Here is a 17,137-nt window from a genome sequence, read left to right on the forward strand (position 1 = left end):
GGCGGCACCGGAGGCTGCGACCACCGCGGCGCCCGCTCCCACGGCCTCCGAGACGCCATGGCCCACCTATGTCTCCACCGAGACGCCCGCAGAGTTTGTTCCTGCCAGCGCCCAAGGCAACACCACGGCCGCCAACGGCAAGGCGGAGCTGAGCGTCCCCGCGGCGTCCTCGAACGGCTTCGGGCTGATGACCTGGATGGTCATGCTCCTGGGCGTGACTGTGCTTGCCGGGCTGGGCGTGGGCATTTACGCCATGACGCGCACGCGGGGCCAGCACCGGGGGTAAGCCCTGTCAGCCGTCCGGCAGCCGTCCGGCCTGCCTCCCCGCACGGGCCCAACACCGGCCCAACACCGGCCCGGCACCGGCCAGGCGCCCCGCGTGTCGCCGTCGTCAGTCTTCGAAGTCGCTGTCCGGCAGCACGCCGCCCTCAAGCATCTTGATGGTGGCCGTGTCGGTGGAAAGCATGATGGCGTCCTCGTCGCGGCGGTAGCGCAGGATCGTGTCAATGTAGGACTGCACGGCCTCGGCGAGGGGCACATTGCGCTCCTCCTGCTGCGACACATACCAGCGGTGCTCCAGCACTTCGTGGACCACCTCGGCCGGTTCCAGCTTTCCGCCGAGCTCGCGCGGGATGGCCCGGACAATCGGCTCAAAGATGGAGCTGACCCAGTTGTGGGCACTGATCTCCTCATCCACCACAGTGCCGGAGTCCGCCCGGAACGAGTCCATGTCGTTGAGCAGGCGGCGGGCCTGGTTTTCCTGGGCGTCAATGCCGGTGAGGCGGAGCAGGCGGCGCTGGTGGTGGCCGGCGTCGACCACCTTGGGCTGGAGCTGGATGGTGGAGCCGTCCGGGGTGGTCTTGATGGCGTATTCCTCGACGTCGAAGCCCAGCTCGTTCAGGCGGCGGATGCGGGCGCCCACGCGCCAGCGGTCCTCCAGTTCGAAGGATTCCTTTTCCGTGAGCTCGGCCCACAGGCGACGGTAGCTTTCCATGATGAGTTCGCTGGTGGCCACGGGGTCCACCTTCTCCTCGATGAGCCCGCCTTCAAGCAGGTCCATGAGCTCCCCGGCAATGTTGACGCGGGCAATTTCAAGGTCGTATTCGCGCTGGCCGGTGGACAGGTCCGGGTAGAGCTCGCCCGTTTCCGCATCCACCAGATAGGCCGCAAAGGCGCCGGCGTCGCGGCGGAAGAGCGTGTTGGACAGCGAGACGTCGCCCCAATAGAAGCCCACCAGGTGGAGGCGGACCAGCAGCAGTGCCTGGGCGTCGATGAGGCGGGTCAGGGTGTCACGGCGCAGCTTCTGGGAGAACAGGGCACGGTACGGCAGGGAGAACTTCAGGTGCCTGGTGACCAGCACCGGATCCAGCGGGGCGCCGTTGGCCGTGGTGCGGCCTGTGATGACGGCAACGGGCTCCACGCAGGGCACGTCCAGCCGGGCCAGCTTGCGCAGCATGTGGTATTCGTGGCGGGCCACGTGCTCAGAGGTTTCCTTGATGGCAATGACCGAGCCGTCAAGGTGCGCAAAGCGCACCACGTGCCGGGAGATGCCGCGGGGAAGGGCCGCCAGGTTAGCCTGCGGCCAATCCTCCAGCCTGATGTGCCAGGGCAGGTCCAGCAGGCCCGGATCGGCGGCCGCGGCCGTAATGTTCAAGGACCCCATGACCTGTGCCGGCGGGGCCGGGCGGCGCGGCAGCTTCCCTATTTGCTCGAAGTCTGTGGGCTCGTGGTTCCACTGGGCGCCGGGTGAGTCAGTCATGGGCCAATTCTCTCTTAAACGGGGCGGCGCGGCTGCCTGGTGGAGGTGAATCCACTAGGCAGCCGCGCCGCACGGGGTCTCGACGCGCTCGCAGAGCTCGCTGCTCGACCACCGGGCCGGGGTCTCGACGCGCTCGCAGAGCTCGCTGCTCGACCACCGGGCCGGGGTCTCGACGCGCTCGACCCCCGGGTTAGTTGCTGACGACGCTCTCGTTGCCCAGGCGCAGGCCGGAGGTGGCATCGAACAGGTGAACGTGGCCAACCTGCGGGCGGACGTGGATGGTGTCGCCCTTCATCGGTGGGCGGCGGCCGTCAACACGGACCACCATGTCGCGCTCGTTGCCGTCGATGGAGGCGTGGCCGTAAACGTAAGCATCGGCACCCAACTCCTCAACGACGTCGGCCTCAACAGCCAGGCCCTCGCCTGCGCCAACGATTTCGAGGTCTTCCGGGCGGACACCGACGGTGACCGTGTTGCCCGCGGCTGCGCCGAGGACGTCGGACTTGACCGGGTAGATGGCGCCGCCGAACTTCACGCCGCCGTCCACTACGGGCAGTTCCAGCAGGTTCATGGCGGGGGAGCCGATGAAGCCGGCCACGAACACGTTCTTAGGTGTGTCGTAGAGGTTGCGGGGGGTGTCAACCTGCATCAGCAGGCCGTCCTTGAGCACGGCAACGCGGTCACCCATGGTCATGGCCTCGACCTGGTCGTGGGTCACGTAGACGGTGGTGACGCCCAGGCGGCGGGTCAGGGATGCGATCTGGGTGCGGGTCTGCACACGGAGCTTGGCATCAAGGTTGGAAAGCGGCTCATCCATGAGGAAGACCTGCGGGTTGCGGACAATGGCGCGGCCCATGGCAACGCGCTGACGCTGGCCGCCGGAGAGTGCCTTCGGCTTGCGGTCAAGGTAGGCCTCAAGATCAAGGAGCTTGGCGGCTTCCTTCACGCGGGTGGCGCGCTCTTCCTTGGAAACGCCGGCGATCTTCAGGGCGAAGCCCATGTTGTCTGCCACGGACATGTGCGGGTACAGCGCGTAGTTCTGGAAGACCATGGCGATGTCGCGGTCCTTCGGCGGAACGTCGGTGACGTCGCGGTCGCCAATGAGGATCCGGCCGGAGTTGACGTCTTCCAGGCCGGCGAGCATGCGCAGGGAGGTGGACTTTCCGCAACCGGAGGGGCCAACGAGGACGAGGAATTCGCCATCGGCGATGTCAATGTTGAGCTTGTCAACAGCGGGCTTCGTGGTGCCCGGGTACAAACGCGTAGCGTTGTCGAAAGTTACTGTAGCCACAGTAATAATTCCCTTCATCGGCAGGTACGTGCCGAACGATCCGTAGTGAATGGTTTGTTTTATTCAGTTATTCGTCCCGCCATTGGCCTGGGCAGTCCACCCGGGCGCGATGCGGGACGATGTACGAAGTATGACACATCGGGGCAGTGGTGTGCGTCACTGTTACGCAGGTGCAGGCTTCCAGCGGGCCCGGGCAGCTGCCAGGAGCTCCAAAACGGCCGGGAGCTGCCGCGGGGATTCCAGCCGGAACCGGGCTGAACTGTCCCCGGGGCCGACCTTGATGCCCACATCCCCGTGGTGCAGTGCGGAAAAGCCGTGCTCGTCGGTGACGTCATCCCCGGCGAAGATGACGGCGGTGGCGCGGGTGACCCCACGTAGCATGGCCAGGCTTTGGCCCTTGTCGGCCCGGACCACCGAAATTTCCAGCACCATTTTGCCCTCGGAGAGGAACAATCCCGGCTGGCCCTCCGCGGCCTGGCGGACTTCGGCGACGGCGGCTGCCGCGGCTTGCGCTGCTGCCTGCCGGTAGTGAAGCACGACGCCGGCCGGCTTGCGTTCCAGGACCGTCCCGGGGTGGGCGTCCACCGCCTTTTGCACGCTGGCCACGGCCCGTTGCAGGGCCAGCTCCTGTTCGTTGTCCAGTTCCAATCCAGGGGAATCGGGCCCTAGCCACACCTCGGCGCCGTGGCTGCCCACCAGCAGCGCCTGTTCGGGGGGCGCCGCCACGGCGCGCAGGCTCGCGAGTGCGCGCCCCGAGACGAGTGCCGCCGTCGTTCCTTCCAGGCCGGCCAGGGCCGCAAAGGCTGCGGCAGCGGCAGGCAGCGGGCGGGCGTCCTGGGCGCGGGAGACCAGGGGGGACATGGTGCCGTCAAAGTCCATGGCCACCAGCAGGCGGTCGGTGCGGGCAATGCGGAGCACGGCATCCTCAAGCCGGGGATCGATTGCTGCCTCAGCGGTCATCGCGCACGGCCTCGTTGGCCAGCGTGGACAGGAAGTCACTGCTCCAGCGCTGGACGTCGTGGGCGAGGATTTGCTTGCGCATGGAGCGCATGCGGCGGCTGGCCTCCCGCGGCGGCAGGTTGATCGCGCGCGTGATGATGGCCTTTAATCCGTCAATGTCGTGCGGATTGACCAGCAGTGCCTGCTTGAGCTGGTCTGCGGCGCCAGTGAATTCGGAGAGGACCAGGGCCCCGGTGTTGTCGGCGCGGGCGGCCACATACTCCTTGGCCACCAGGTTCATGCCGTCGCGCAGGGAGGTGACCAGCATGACGTCGGAGGCCAGGTACAGGGCCACCATCTCCTCCACCGGGTAGCTGTGGTGTAGGTAGCGGACAGCAGTGTTCAAAATGGTGTCGAACTGGCCGTTGAGCCGGCCCACCATGCCCTCGACTTCCTCGCGCAGCAGCCGGTAGGACTCCACGCGCTCGCGGCTGGGGCTGGCCACCTGAATCAGGGCGGCGTCCTCAACCTTGATGACGCCGTCGTGCAGGAGTTCGCCGTAGGCCTTGAGCCGGTGCGTGATGCCCTTGGTGTAGTCCAACCGGTCCACGCCGAGCAAGATGGTCTTCGGGTTGCCCAGGTCCTCCCGGATTTGCTGTGAGCGGGCAATGATGTCCGGGCGCGCGGCCAGTTCCTGGATCTGGCCCACGTCGATGGAGATGGGAAACGGCTCTGCCCGGGCAATGTGGCTGATGGCGCCGTCGGCGTCGCCCACGTGGACCTGCTGGGCCTTGACGCTGGCACCCAGGAAACGGCGGGCCGAGCGCAGGAAATTTGCGGTGTCGCCGGGGCGCTGGAAGCCGATCAGGTCCGCGCCGAGGAGTCCGTTGATGATGGCCTGGCGCCAGGGCAGCTGGGCAAAGATTTCCGGGGGCGGGAACGGGATGTGGTTGAAAAAGCCGATGCGCAGGTCGGGTCGGAGCTGGCGCAGGTAGCGGGGCACCAGCTGGAGCTGGTAGTCCTGGACCCACACGGTGGCGTTCTGCGCGGCGGCGCCGGCGGCGGCCTCGGCGAACCGCCTGTTCACTTTACGGTAGGCGTCCCACCAGGTGCGGTGGAATTCCGGAGGGGCGATGACGTCGTGGTACAGCGGCCACAGGGTGGAGTTGGAGAAGCCTTCGTAATACAGTTCAACTTCGTCATTGCTGAGGGGGACGGGGATGAGGTCCATGTTCTCGTGGTGGAACGGGGCCAGGTTCTCATCGGGTGCGCCGTGCCACCCAACCCAGGCGCCGTCCCGGGACGCCATGACCGGTGCCAGGGCGGTGACCAGGCCACCGGGGGAGCGCCGCCAGCCGTCGCCGCCGTCGTCGGTGGAAACACGGTCAACGGGTAGCCGGTTGGAGACGACGAGAAAGTCGGAGAGGCCGTGGAGGGGCTCTGGCGCGCTTTTCACAGGCTGCTGGGTCTGCAACTTCTCAGGCAAATGTCGCTCCAATGCGTAGGCGGCTGGTAAAGGTCAGCTTGATTGTCAGCTTAGCGGGTGGGGCGCGGGCGCGGGTGGACTGTGTGGGGTGGGTGGCCAAGCAGGCTCCAAGGTTTGTCCCTTAGGATTATTGACTAGTTGCTATCGCGGCCATTCGGCCATGCCCACGGACCTGAGGAACTATGAGCCCCCAAAACGAACCACGGTTGACGAAAGCCCAACGAACGGCCCAGGCCCGCGAAAAGGCCAGGATTATTCGCGAGGCCCAGCTGAAGAAGGAAAAGCGCAACAGCTGGCTGCTCCGTGGCGGTGTTCTGGCGGCGGCAGTGGCCATTGTGGTCATTATTGCCCTGGTGATCATTCAGAACAACGCCAACAATGAGCCGATTGCCGCGTCCGGTCCCGTGCCGGCAAACACGAATGCCTATGGCGGCATCACGTTTGGGAAGAACGGGGCGCTGGTCAAGCCGGTCACCACCGAGGCCTCCGTGGACATTAAGAATGCGCCGGCCCAGCCCACTGCCCAGGCGACGGCGGCGACGGGGCTGGATGCCATTGGCGTCAAGGCGTCGGCCTCCGGCCAGCCCGTCCAGACGGTGATTTACCTTGATTTCCTGTGCCCGCATTGCAATGAATTTGAAAAGACGTACGGCGCGCAGCTGAAGACGTGGCAGGACGAGGGCAAGATTACGGTGGAATACCGCCCCCTGAACTTCCTGAACCGCTTCTCCTCCGGGACCAACTACTCGGCCCGTGCGGCGGCGGCGGCGGCCTGCGTGGCGAACACCTCGCCGGACAAGTACAAGGCATTCGTGGATGCGCTGTTTGCAGACCAGCCGGCTGAAAACAGCAAGGGGCTGGACAATGCCACGCTGAAGAAGATGGCGACGGATGCGGGGTCTGCCGACATTGGCAGCTGCGTTGATGCAAAGACGTACCGCCCGTACGTTGAGTACACCAGTGCGCTGGCCACCGGCCACGGCATCAACGGCACGCCCACCGTGTTCATGGATGGCAAGCAGTATTCCACCGGAACGTTCACGGACTTCGCGAACGCGATTTTAGCTGCGAAGAAGTAGAGGGTTCTTGTTGGGGGCGGCGCCCTCTGGCTGGCCCTGCTGATCCAGCTGCCCGTGGCTTCCGGCCCCTGCGCATCCCGCGCAGGGGCCGGTTTTCATTTTCCGGCGGCTCCTACGGTAACCTTGTCTAGCGCTTGATTGCGTCTGCCTCCTTAGCTCAGCTGGCCAGAGCACCGCTCTTGTAAAGCGGGGGTCGTCGGTTCGAATCCGACAGGGGGCCCAGAAAGCCCGGAATCTAGCGGTTCTTGGACGTGTGAATGGCCCCGAATCGGGGCCATTTCAACTTAACTCTCCACAATGGGCCTCCATTTTCATCATTCCTCGTTCGTTTCTGGCGTATGTGAACGGTGTTGTTCGGACTGAACGAGGCAAGAACCGACCTCGTGACGAGGGCCTTGCGCCAGAGCTTGACGACGTTATTCGCGTCCCATAATGTCCAGGCATTCATTGATATTTACGCGCACTGCAGTGGAACTGGTGGCGACTCCAATAACCGGTGAGCAGCCTCACGGCCGGCGCCTGGGACGTAATGCCCGCGAACAGACCACACTTCCTAAATGCTCGGCGCATCGGGGGTTAGACCCCGAATCCTTCGTCCCTCGCCCGGGCCACCGCTTCAGCGCGGCTGCCGGTTCCCAGTTTTGTGAAGATCACCGAGGCGTGGTTGCGGACCGTCTTTTCCGAGAGGAACAGGTGTCTGGCTATGCGGTCGTTGTTGAAGCCCTGCGCCATCAGCTCCAGAACTTCGCGCTCCCGGCCAGTCAGCGCAGGGAATGCCCCAACATGCAAAGGCAGGGCGGACAGCGTCGATGAGACCCGGCGGGCAACATCGGCGCCAACAACCAGTTCACCGGCGGCCACCGAACGGACGGCCGAGATGATCCTCTCCTGGTTCGCGCCCTTGACAAGATAACCACGCGCACCGGCCCGCAGCGCGGCGTCGACGCTCTCGTCGGACGATGACATGGTCAGCACCAGCACGGCAACATCCGGATGCGACTTGTGCAGGGCCGCCGTCGCAACTATCCCGCCCATGCCCTCCATGTGCAGGTCCATGAGCACCACCTCCACACGCTCCAGCCCGTCAACCAGCTCGCAAGCTTCCTCGCCGGTTCCGGCTTCACCTACCAGCTCGATGCCGGCGTCGTCCGCAAGCGCGGCAGCAAGGCCCCTCCGATAAACCGGATGGTCGTCCACAATGACCACATGGATTGGTCCGCTCATGAGTGCACCGGAATCCGGGCGTGCACGCAGGTGCCGCCGGCAGCGAGTGGTTCAATCGTGCAGTTGCCGCCCAGCTCACCCGCCCGCTCCGCCATCGATCCAAGACCTACCCCCGGGCCGCCAACGCCTACGCCCGAACCCGCCACTCCGATTCCGCGGCCGTCATCCGTGACCCGAACGTCCAGCCCGTCGGCGAAACCCACGCTGACGAGGCAGCGGCTGCCCTGCGAGTGCCGTGCGGCGTTGTTCATGGCTTCCCGCGCCACAAAATAGGCTGCTGCCTCAACGGCGGCCGGCAGCTCCGGCAGCGATTCCGGGCAGTCGACGGCGACTAGGATGCGCCCGGACCCGGTCAGGACCGACGCGTAGTCGCGCAGCGATTCAATGAGCCCGATGTCGTCAAGCGCGGCCGGGCGGAGCCTGGCCACTACACGCTTGAGGTCATCGAGCCCCTGCTCCACGTCGCTGTGGATGGCGTCAAGGCCCAGCCCGTCAGCCAGGCCGGAACGCACGGCGGCACGGTGCGCCGCGTCGAGTCCCAGTGCCACCCCGGCGAGCGTTGGTCCCAGCCCATCGTGCAGGTCCCGCCGGATGCGCCGCCGTTCTTCCTCACGGGCCATCACCAGCTGCTCACGCGACCTGACCAGTTCGCGGTTCAAGAGGACCGCGCCAACAGCGGCCCCGGATTGTGCCGCCAGGTCCCTCAGGAGGGCCTGGTCGCCGGCATCGAGGACACGCTGCCCGGGCGGGACACCGACTTCCAGCTCACCCACGCGTTTGCCTCCATGCACCAGCGCCAGACACTCGGTGTGTGCCCCGCGCCGTCCAAACACTGCCGCAGGTTCGTCGTCTCCGGCCAGCGTGAGGGCCGCGTACGGCAAATGCAGGGACCTGCCCACCGTGGTCACCAGCGCGGGCAGCACCTCCTCCGGAGACAGTGCATTTTCCAGGCGCTGGCCAAGCCTGGACAGTGCCGCATACGGCTGCATCCGATCGCCGTAGAACAGGCGGTCGACAACCCTGCGCGACCATTGTTGTGCCGGTGCGAATCCCAGGCCAACCACGACGGCGGCCAGCACCGCACCCGCAGTTCCACCGGCGAGTTGGGCGGCAAAGATTCCGATTGGCACAGCGACCGCCACGATGACGGTTACTGCCGCGATGCCGTGGATCGCGGTGCGCCCACGCCAGCGGTCGCCGTCGTACAGGCCGTACCGCAGTGTTGCGATGCCCAGGCCGAAGGGCATGGCGAGCGACCCCACCAGGTTCGGGATTGGGCCCAGCAGTCCGCCGACCACTGTCGCGGCAAATGCGCCGGACATCCACCACAGCGGGGCGCGCCTGCTTCGCGGACCCCGCAAAGTGCGAATGGTGACGCCGACAAACCCCGCGACGAAACACGCGACGGCGAGAATGATCAGCCCAATGAAAATGGACAGGGACAGTGCCGGGTCGATCCCGGCAATGGTCACCGGATTGGGCACCGCGGTATCCGATTCTTCCAAGGGCGGCCCGATGAGCACCCTCCCGGCGCTGCCGACGCCCACCACCGACCAGGCGACCCACGCAACGGGCCGCCACCGGTCCGACGGAAGCCGTCCATCGGGGAAATAAAGGGTCAGGGTTGAGATCTCCACCAGCAACGCCGGCACCCAGAGGTATGCCGAGAGGGCGACAGCCAGTCCGTGCGGCGCAAGCCCACGGTCCATCCAAACCCCGGACAGGGTTGCTGCGGCCGTCAACTGGCCCAGCGCTACGAAGATCCAGCCCAGCGCGTGCCGTTCATCCCGGCGGAGGACCATGGCGCCGACGGCGGCGTACGGTATTGCGATGGCGGCGGTGGTCAGCCCGTTCCCGGTCGCCAAGGCGAGCCACTCGCGCCCATCCGCCCCGACCAGCACGACGAAAAGGGCCACCTCGGTCGCTGCCAGAACGGCGAGTGCCGTTGCGACAGCGGCCGGGGTGCCGCGCCGAAGCCTCATCGGGAGGTCCTGACCATCATGGCTCGATGATAGTCTCGGTGCCCTTGGCGCGGAACGGCGCGGGGGCCGTGAAGAACGAGACTGCCATCAGGACGGCCGCCGCCAGGCCAATATAGTGCGCATCGAACGGGAGAACTCCAACGATGTCGCCCACCATGAACAGCGCAAGCAGGACGACAGCCGCCCGAGACACTGAATGCGACCGCCACAACGCCCAGGCCGCCGCAAAAATGGTGAGCATTGACGCATTGTTGAAGACAATGAACAGCAGTACGGCAGGCGGGCCGGCGTAGCCAGAGAGTGCATCTGCAGCTGCCTGTGTCCCCAGGTGTGCCTGGGCGAGTGCGAATGCCGACACCGAGAAGCCCATCATCAGGGGCAGGCAGGTGAACGCCAGCACGCCGCTGATCAGGCTGATCCAAGCGGCAACGCGGCTTCGTTCCCTGCTCAGCCGGAACCAAATCAGGACGGAACCGAGGAGGAGCGCCGGCGCGAACATGCCGGCAATGACTGACACATTCGCGGCCCCGGGATTGCTCGGCACCTCCTGAAACACGCTGACGTACCCCTGGCTCATATCGAGCAGGGAGCGATTGACCAATTGCGCCGCAAAGGCGCCGATGACGACGGCGCTTGCCGTGATCTTCACTCCGATCGGCCAGCTGCCCGCCACGGATTCGAGCTGGCGACGAGTGCGCCTGCCCGCGGATGCCGTCGGTGCCGGGCTCGGTGCGGTGATGTCCATGATGTTCTCCCTTGTGGGTAGCTTGCCCTCTGATGGGATCCATCGTGCCGCCGGCAGCGTCCCGGCCGGAAGTGACCCCGGTCCCGACTTCCGCCGGGCAACCAGGGTTCCCGGCCGCCGTCGTCGTCATTTCCAGCGGCGGCACCCATCGACACGTTCGCCCCGACAGTGACCGGCGGGCCGCTCAGGCAGAGCTTGCGCCTGGCGTGCCCCGGGATTTCCTCAAACTACGCAGCTTTCCCGCCTCGCCGTTGGTGGACATGCGGCAGTCAATTGGCATTTCAAGATCCGCCCTCAATCCTGCGGAATTCATCAGCGTTTCGCAGTGCCTCGACGAATTCCTCCGCCAGGTCCATGGGCGCGTCCTCGGCACACAGCGCCATGAGCTTGCGGGTGAGCGCAAGCTCTGGAACCTCCACCACCACGGCACCGTCCGGACACTCGGCCATGGCCAGCTCTGGCACCATGGCCACGCCATGCCCCGCGGCCACCATGCGCAACGTCACGTTGAAGTCGTCGCTGGACGCCACCACCCGGGGATGCAGCCCCGCATTGGCCAGGACGAAGTCAAAGATGTTCGCGTCGCTGGACCCGCGCACATGCAGGATCCACGGGACGTCATACAGTTCTTCCACGCCCAGGCGCGAGCCCGGCTGGAAGCCCCAGCCGGCCGGCACCACCACCTTGTACGGGTCCTCGCCCAGCCAGTGCCGGCTCACGCCCTGCGGCAGGGCCAGCCCGGACTCCCCGACATGGTAGACAATTCCGACGTCGAGCTCGCCGCCAACACGAAGGCCCGGGACGACGGCGCTGGGCTCGCCGATCGAGATGTTCACCTGGACGCAGGGATCACGCCAATGCGGCAATTTCACGATCTGTGACACCACAAACATGGCCACCGAAGGAAATGCGCCAACGCGCAATTCGCGCACGGCGCCGCCGCCCGCCGCCTTGCCGGCTGCCAGCAGGTTGTCCGCGTCGCGGAGCAGCTTCAACGCCTGCTGGCCCATGGCGTGGGCGGCCTGGGTCGGGTGGACGCTGCGTGCGCTGCGCACAAACAAGCGGACGTTGCTTGCCTTCTCCAGTGCCGACATTTGCTGGGACACGGCTGAGGCCGTGTAACCGAGCCGGTTCCCGGCGGCCGTGAAGGAGCCGAGCCTGACGACTTCAACGAGCGTGCGTAGGTGAACCAGATTGAGCATAAGTTTTCCTTGAAGTGAGTCACGTGAACGGTCCTTGTGGTTCACATCATATGCGGCCGTTTTTCTTTTACTGTTGATTAGGTCGCTGCAACCCACCCCACAAAGGCGCCCGTTGTGCCGCACGTTCACCTCGCACTGCAATACAAAGGATTAGGAATGCTTGAACAACGGCTCTTTGTCAACGCACGGTTTCACACCCTCTGGGCCCCGGAGCCCCAGGTGCAGGCCGTGCTGACCCGCGGCGAGCGGATCGTGGCGCTCGGCCGGCGAGAGGAGCTGTCCGCCCATGCGTCGGGCCCCGTGGAAATCGTTGACCTCGACGGCGCCACTGTCATTCCCGGGCTGACCGACGCGCACATTCACACGGCCAACCTGGCCCGCGAAATCGCGGCCCTGGACCTGCGCGGCACCGGCAGTCTCGAAGAAGCACTGGAACGGGTGCGCGTTTACAGCGACGGGGTCCCGGCAGGTTCCTGGGTCTTCGGCGGGCGCTGGGACTTCAACGCCTGGGCCGCTCCGGTCCAGCCGAACCGCCGCGAGCTCGACGCCGTCACCGCCGGCCGTCCGGCAGCCCTTCCCAGCATTGACGGGCACACCATCTGGGCCAACTCCGCCGCCCTCGCCGCCGTCGGCATTGACCGCTCCACCCCTGATCCCGTGGGCGGGGAGATCGTGCGCGACGCCCACGGCGAACCCACCGGCATCCTGCGCGAAGCGGCCGGGGACAAGCTGGCGGACATCATGCACAGTGCCGAAGCCGGAGACCTTCGGGCCCAGCTGCTGACCGCACAGCACCGCCTCCTGGCAGCGGGCCTGACGGGCGTCCACGACTTCGACGGCGAGGATGCTCGCGCCGCCTATGCCGACATGCGCGAGTCCGGGCAGCTGCAAATCCGCGTGCACAAGGCGATCCCGATGACGGCCCTGGACCAGGCGATCGACGAGGGCAGGGCCACGGGCGACGGCGACGCATGGCTCCGCACCGGCCCCGTCAAGCTGTTCTCCGACGGTGCCCTGGGCTCCCACAGCTGCCACATGACCGCCCCGTTCCCCGGCGAGGACGGCAACAGGGGGATCGAGGTGATCCCCTACGGGGAGCTGCGTGAACTGGTGCGCCGCGCGGCGGGGGCCGGCATTGCCGTCGCCACCCATGCGATCGGCGACCGTGCCAACGAGCTGGTGCTGGACGCCTATGCCGATCTGGCACGCCATCCCCTGGACCCCCCGGCCAGCCTGACGCGCCCCGCCTCCAGGCTGCGGCACCGGATCGAACACGCCCAGCACCTGCGCCCGGGCGACATCGGCCGCATGGCCCGGCTCGGCGTGGTCCCCTCCATGCAGCCCACCCACTGCACCACGGACATCCCGCTGGCCTCGACTCTCCTGGCTGGGCGTGACCTGGCCTCCTACGCCTGGCGTTCGCTGCTTGACGCCGGCGCCGTCCCCGCGTTTGGTTCCGATGCGCCGGTGGAGCATCCCGACCCGATGTTCGGCATCCATGCCGCCGTCACCCGGCAAAACGGAAACCACCAGCCCGACGGCGGCTGGCAGCCGGGCGAATGCGTCACGGTGGCCGAGGCCGTGGGTGCCTTTACAGCCGGTGCCGCCTACGCGTCCGGCGAGGAAGCACACAAGGGGCGGCTGCGCCCTGGCATGCTGGCTGACTTCACCGCCCTGGCCGAAGATCCCTTCACCGCGCCCACCTCCGGGCTTCGCGACATTCCCGTGCAGTCCACCACGGTGGGCGGCGTGGTGCGCTACCGCCGCACGCTGTAGGCAAAAGCCCCCCGAGGCACAAATTTCCCCATCCCATTCCTGCCCCAACCCATTCCCTGCCCCAACCACAAAGGAGAACAACCATGAAAACATTCATGTCCGGCATCCCCGCCAAGGGCCTGCGCACCGGCGCGCTGGCCTCAACCGCACTGCTGGCCGTCCTGGCCATGACCGGCTGCGGCGGTCAGAGCCTCGCCGACGCCGGCCCGACAGCACACAGTGCCGGCGCTACTTTCGCTGCCACTCCGGCGCCGTCCGAGGACCTGGCCAAAAGCGTGATCGACGGGATCAAGGCCGATCCCAAGCTGACGGCCGCCCTGCCGGCAGCCATCCAGGGCGCGGGCATCAAGATGACAACATCCGAGGGCTACCCGCCCATGGAAATGTTCGCCACCGATGGTAAAACACTCATTGGCGTGGATCCCTCGATCGGCCGGGCCATCGCCAACAAATTGGGCGTGCCCCTGTCCATCAACAACGAGGACTTCAATTCACAAATCCCCGGCATCACCACGGGACGCTATGACTGGATCATGTCGTCCATGACGGACAACGCCGAACGCCGCAAGACAGTGACATTCGTGGACTACGTCCGCTCAGGCAACGGCTGGGTGGTCAAGGCCGGCAACCCCGCAGGCATGGGCGACCCGTCCACCGCCTGCGGCAAGTCGATCGCCGTCGTGGACAACGGCTCCTCCCTGAGCCTGGCCGAATCCTTCGACGCTGCCTGCAAGGCCGCAGGCAGCAAGGGCGTGAACATCCTGAAGTTCGCCGGCGACCAGGAAGCCATCCTCCAGGTCCGCAACGGCCGCGCCGACGCAGGTATCAACGACTACCCCGTGGCCGCCTACCGCGCGCAGACATCCGGCGGTGCGCTTGATGCCGTGTCCATCAAGGGCGGCGAAAGCCCGTGGGGCATTGCCATGAAACCGGAAAACAAGGAACTGGTTGATACGGTCCACAAGGCGCTGCAGGCATTGATCGACGACGGCAGCTATGCCAAGATCCTCGATGCCTGGAACGTCTCCAAGATGACGGTTGGCACGGCCGCCGTCAATGACGGCAAATAGGCACTCCCGTGGCTAAGCCCACCCGGCCCAGGCAACTGAGCGGACCAGAGGGGACCCCGGTGCCCGTCGTCGCACTCAAACATCGAGACCGCTGGATTGTCGGGGCCCTGGCCCTTGCCGTGTTCGCCTGGCTTCTGTCCACACTCGCCACCAACCCCAACATCCGCTGGGACAAGGTGGCCGAGTATCTCTTCTTTCCGAAGATCATCGATGGCATCTGGATCACACTCACCGTCTCCGTACTGGCCACCATCCTGGGCCTGGTGCTGGGAATCGTGCTGGCCATCATGAAGCTCTCCCTCAACCCGGTGCTGAACTGGCTGTCCACGCTTTACATTTGGTTCTTCAGGGGCACTCCGGTGCTGGTCCAGCTCATCTTTTGGTACAACCTGGCGTTCCTGTTTCCCCGGCTGGTCCTCCAGATTCCCTTCACGAACATTGGCATGTGGTGGAACACCAATGATGTGATGACGGGTTTCAACTCCGCTCTGCTGGGCCTTGGCCTAAACCTTGCCGCCTACTTTGCCGAGACGGTCCGGGCCGGCATCCAGGCTGTGGACAAGGGCCAGACGGAAGCAGCCTACGCCTTGGGCATGACTCCGGTGAAGCGCATGCGGGTCATCGTCCTGCCCCAGGCCATGCGCATCATCATCCCGCCCACGGGCAACGAATTCATTTCCATGCTGAAAACCACCTCACTCGTTTACGTGGTGGCGGGCAACGACCTGATGACCAATGCGAGCCAGATTTACAAGCAAAACAACTTGATCATGGAACTGCTGATCGTGGCCTCGCTCTGGTACATGGCCATGACGGCCATTGCCACGTTCTTCCAGTCCAAGCTGGAGGCCCGTTATGGTGCCGAGGCGGTGCGCCTTGTGCGGCGGCCCGGACTGGTGCAGCGGGCCCTGCTCAAACGATCCGCGTCGCCTGCGGCGGGCCCCGTGCCCGCCACGCTGACGGCAGACGATTCCATCAAGGCCGGGAAGGACCTGTCATGAGCGAAAAATTACACGTAGAAGCGCGCGGGGTGACCAAGTCCTACGGCGACCACCTGGTGCTGGCCGGTGTGGACTTCACAGTCCGGGCCGGGGAGGTCAGCTGCATCGTGGGGCCCTCCGGCTCCGGCAAGTCCACGTTCCTGCGCTGCCTCAATGCCCTGGAGTCCTACGACGACGGGACGCTACTGGTGGAGGACCGCCATGTGGGGTACGAATACAAGGGCGGCCGCTACCACGAATGGAACACGAAGCAGTTTGCCCGGTTCCGGTCCAGGATCGGCATGGTATTCCAGCGCTTCAACCTTTTCGGCCACCTCAGCGCCGAGGAGAACGTGGCCTGCGCCCTGGTCCAGGTACGCGGCATGGGCAAGTCTGCAGCCAAGGCCAGGGCGCGCGAGGAACTGGCCCGGGTGGGCCTGGCGCAGCATGCGCACAAGCGACCGCACCAGCTCTCCGGCGGCCAGCAGCAGCGCGTGGCGATCGCCCGGGCCCTGGCCATGGATCCGGAGATCATGCTCTTCGACGAGCCCACGAGCGCCCTGGACCCGGAACTTGTTGACGAGGTCCTGGAAGCCATGAAGGAGCTGGCTCGCCAGGGGATGACCATGGTGGTGGTGACGCATGAGATGGGATTTGCCCGCGAAGTGGCGGACACCGTCCACTTCTTCGACGCCGGTGTCATTGTTGAATCCGGCAGCCCAGCCGCTGTGCTGGGCAACCCGCAGCGCGATCGGACCAAGGCGTTTTTGGCCAAGGTGCTCTAAAAGGAGGCCAAACAAGTGGCTCCACCCATTCAGCCGGGCAGCCTTCCCGCCCATCGTGGCGCGAAGGCTGCCCGGCGCCGGTTCTTCCCCGCATTCCCCTCCCGAACTACAGTGAATGCATGTTGCAGTCACTTACGAAGGAGCAGCGATGACAGTCCGAGCCGACCTGAACATCTCGCTTGACGGGTACGCCACCACTACGGACCAAACCCCCGAGAACCCTTTCGGCCTGGACTGGGGCAGGCTGGTGGACGCCTACGTTTCAACGCGCACCTTCCGCGAGCGGGTGCTCCACGATGAGAGCGGCGAGGGGACCACCGGAGTCGACGACCGCTACGCCCAGGCCTACTTTGCCGAGGTGGGCGCCGAGATCATGGGCGCCGGCATGTTTGGGCTCCACAACTACCCCGACGACGCCGATTGGCGGGGCTGGTGGGGCGACGAACCGCCTTTCCGCGTGCCCGTTTTTGTGCTCACGCACTCGGAACGGCCAAAAATCGAGATGGCGGGCGGCACCACCTTTGAATTTCTCTCCGCCACCCCGGCCGAGGTGCTGGCACGTGCGCAGGACGCGGCCGGCGGCAAGGATGTGCGGATTGGCGGCGGAGCAACTGTGGTCCGCGACTTCCTGAAGGCTGGCCTCATTGACCAGCTCCACGTGGCCATCACCCCCATTCTCCTGGGCCGCGGCATCCGCCTCTGGGAGGATCTCCGCGAACTCGAGTCCGGCCGCACCGTCACGTCAGAGGTTGCCGAGAGCGGCATCATCCATGTCACTTTCCGGCGCGAATAGGGCGCCCGGAGGCTGATGGCTTTACG

14 protein-coding genes, 1 tRNA gene and 1 pseudogene are annotated in these 17,137 nt (G+C 65.8%); 8 read left to right on the forward strand and 8 right to left on the reverse strand.

Translation table 11 applies throughout. The annotated features are described in order from the left end of the window. A pseudogene (locus LPN03_RS18545) lies at positions 1-286 on the forward strand (hypothetical protein); the annotation flags it as partial. Positions 287-391: 105 nt separating this feature from the next. On the opposite strand, the gene LPN03_RS18550 reads toward LPN03_RS18545, so the two are convergent. The 4 genes from LPN03_RS18550 to LPN03_RS18565 all read right to left on the reverse strand — a co-directional run bounded on the left by LPN03_RS18550 (position 392) and on the right by LPN03_RS18565 (position 5,463). Continuing rightward, entirely contained in the window at positions 392-1,759 is a 1,368-nt protein-coding gene (locus LPN03_RS18550; protein ID WP_165183713.1) for a DUF4032 domain-containing protein, read from the reverse strand. A gap of 190 nt (positions 1,760-1,949) precedes the next feature. Then, positions 1,950-3,050, reverse strand: coding sequence for an ABC transporter ATP-binding protein (locus tag LPN03_RS18555; protein WP_165182164.1), 1,101 nt, complete (start codon positions 3,048-3,050; stop codon positions 1,950-1,952). Positions 3,051-3,212: 162 nt separating this feature from the next. Further along, positions 3,213-4,010 (reverse strand): trehalose-phosphatase, encoded by a 798-nt coding sequence (gene otsB, locus LPN03_RS18560; protein WP_262455450.1) that lies wholly within the window; start codon positions 4,008-4,010, stop codon positions 3,213-3,215. Continuing rightward, the gene (locus LPN03_RS18565; protein WP_205678217.1) at positions 4,000-5,463 is read right to left on the reverse strand and encodes a trehalose-6-phosphate synthase; all 1,464 of its coding nucleotides are present in this window, start codon (positions 5,461-5,463) and stop codon (positions 4,000-4,002) included. Before LPN03_RS18565 ends, otsB begins: the two co-directional genes overlap by 11 nt. A 194-nt stretch (positions 5,464-5,657) precedes the next feature. Here LPN03_RS18565 and LPN03_RS18570 point away from each other — a divergent pair, with 194 nt between their 5' ends. Both LPN03_RS18570 and LPN03_RS18575 read left to right on the forward strand, forming a co-directional pair. Then, on the forward strand, positions 5,658-6,554 hold the full coding sequence (locus LPN03_RS18570; RefSeq protein WP_262455451.1) for a DsbA family protein: 897 nt from the start codon (positions 5,658-5,660) through the stop codon (positions 6,552-6,554). 146 nt (positions 6,555-6,700) lie between these two features. Beyond that, positions 6,701-6,774: transfer RNA gene (locus LPN03_RS18575), tRNA-Thr, on the forward strand. Between the two features lie 356 nt (positions 6,775-7,130). Here the strand turns inward: LPN03_RS18575 and LPN03_RS18580 are convergent. The 4 genes from LPN03_RS18580 to LPN03_RS18595 all read right to left on the reverse strand — a co-directional run bounded on the left by LPN03_RS18580 (position 7,131) and on the right by LPN03_RS18595 (position 11,707). Then, positions 7,131-7,778, reverse strand: coding sequence for a response regulator (locus tag LPN03_RS18580; protein ID WP_165183089.1), 648 nt, complete (start codon positions 7,776-7,778; stop codon positions 7,131-7,133). Further along, positions 7,775-9,760, reverse strand: coding sequence for a histidine kinase (locus LPN03_RS18585; RefSeq protein ID WP_262455453.1), 1,986 nt, complete (start codon positions 9,758-9,760; stop codon positions 7,775-7,777). Before LPN03_RS18585 ends, LPN03_RS18580 begins: the two co-directional genes overlap by 4 nt. 16 nt (positions 9,761-9,776) lie before the next feature. Continuing rightward, a complete protein-coding gene (locus tag LPN03_RS18590; protein WP_165183091.1) occupies positions 9,777-10,505 on the reverse strand; it encodes a hypothetical protein in 729 nt (242 codons plus the stop codon). 281 nt (positions 10,506-10,786) lie between these two features. Beyond that, positions 10,787-11,707, reverse strand: a complete 921-nt coding sequence (locus tag LPN03_RS18595) for a LysR family transcriptional regulator (protein ID WP_165183092.1) — start codon at positions 11,705-11,707, stop codon at positions 10,787-10,789. Between the two features lie 156 nt (positions 11,708-11,863). On the opposite strand from LPN03_RS18595, the gene LPN03_RS18600 reads away from it, so the two are divergent. The 5 genes from LPN03_RS18600 to LPN03_RS18620 all read left to right on the forward strand — a co-directional run bounded on the left by LPN03_RS18600 (position 11,864) and on the right by LPN03_RS18620 (position 17,111). Then, complete coding sequence (locus LPN03_RS18600; protein WP_262455454.1) at positions 11,864-13,483, forward strand: amidohydrolase; 1,620 nt, start codon at positions 11,864-11,866, stop codon at positions 13,481-13,483. 83 nt (positions 13,484-13,566) lie between these two features. Then, positions 13,567-14,553 (forward strand): ABC transporter substrate-binding protein, encoded by a 987-nt coding sequence (locus LPN03_RS18605; protein ID WP_240902280.1) that lies wholly within the window; start codon positions 13,567-13,569, stop codon positions 14,551-14,553. An 8-nt stretch (positions 14,554-14,561) separates the two neighbouring features. Then, positions 14,562-15,554 carry an amino acid ABC transporter permease gene (locus LPN03_RS18610; protein WP_262455455.1) on the forward strand — a complete coding sequence of 331 codons (993 nt, stop codon included), beginning with the start codon at positions 14,562-14,564 and terminating at the stop codon, positions 15,552-15,554. Then, positions 15,551-16,318, forward strand: a complete 768-nt coding sequence (locus LPN03_RS18615) for an amino acid ABC transporter ATP-binding protein (RefSeq protein WP_165183094.1) — start codon at positions 15,551-15,553, stop codon at positions 16,316-16,318. The genes LPN03_RS18610 and LPN03_RS18615 overlap by 4 nt, the downstream gene beginning before the upstream one ends. Positions 16,319-16,466: 148 nt before the next feature. Then, complete coding sequence (locus LPN03_RS18620) at positions 16,467-17,111, forward strand: dihydrofolate reductase family protein (RefSeq protein ID WP_165183762.1); 645 nt, start codon at positions 16,467-16,469, stop codon at positions 17,109-17,111. Positions 17,112-17,137 lie beyond the last annotated feature (26 nt).

Source organism: Arthrobacter sp. A2-55 (assembly GCF_025548615.1).
In the GTDB taxonomy this organism is placed as follows: Bacteria; Actinomycetota; Actinomycetes; order Actinomycetales; family Micrococcaceae; genus Specibacter; species Specibacter silviterrae.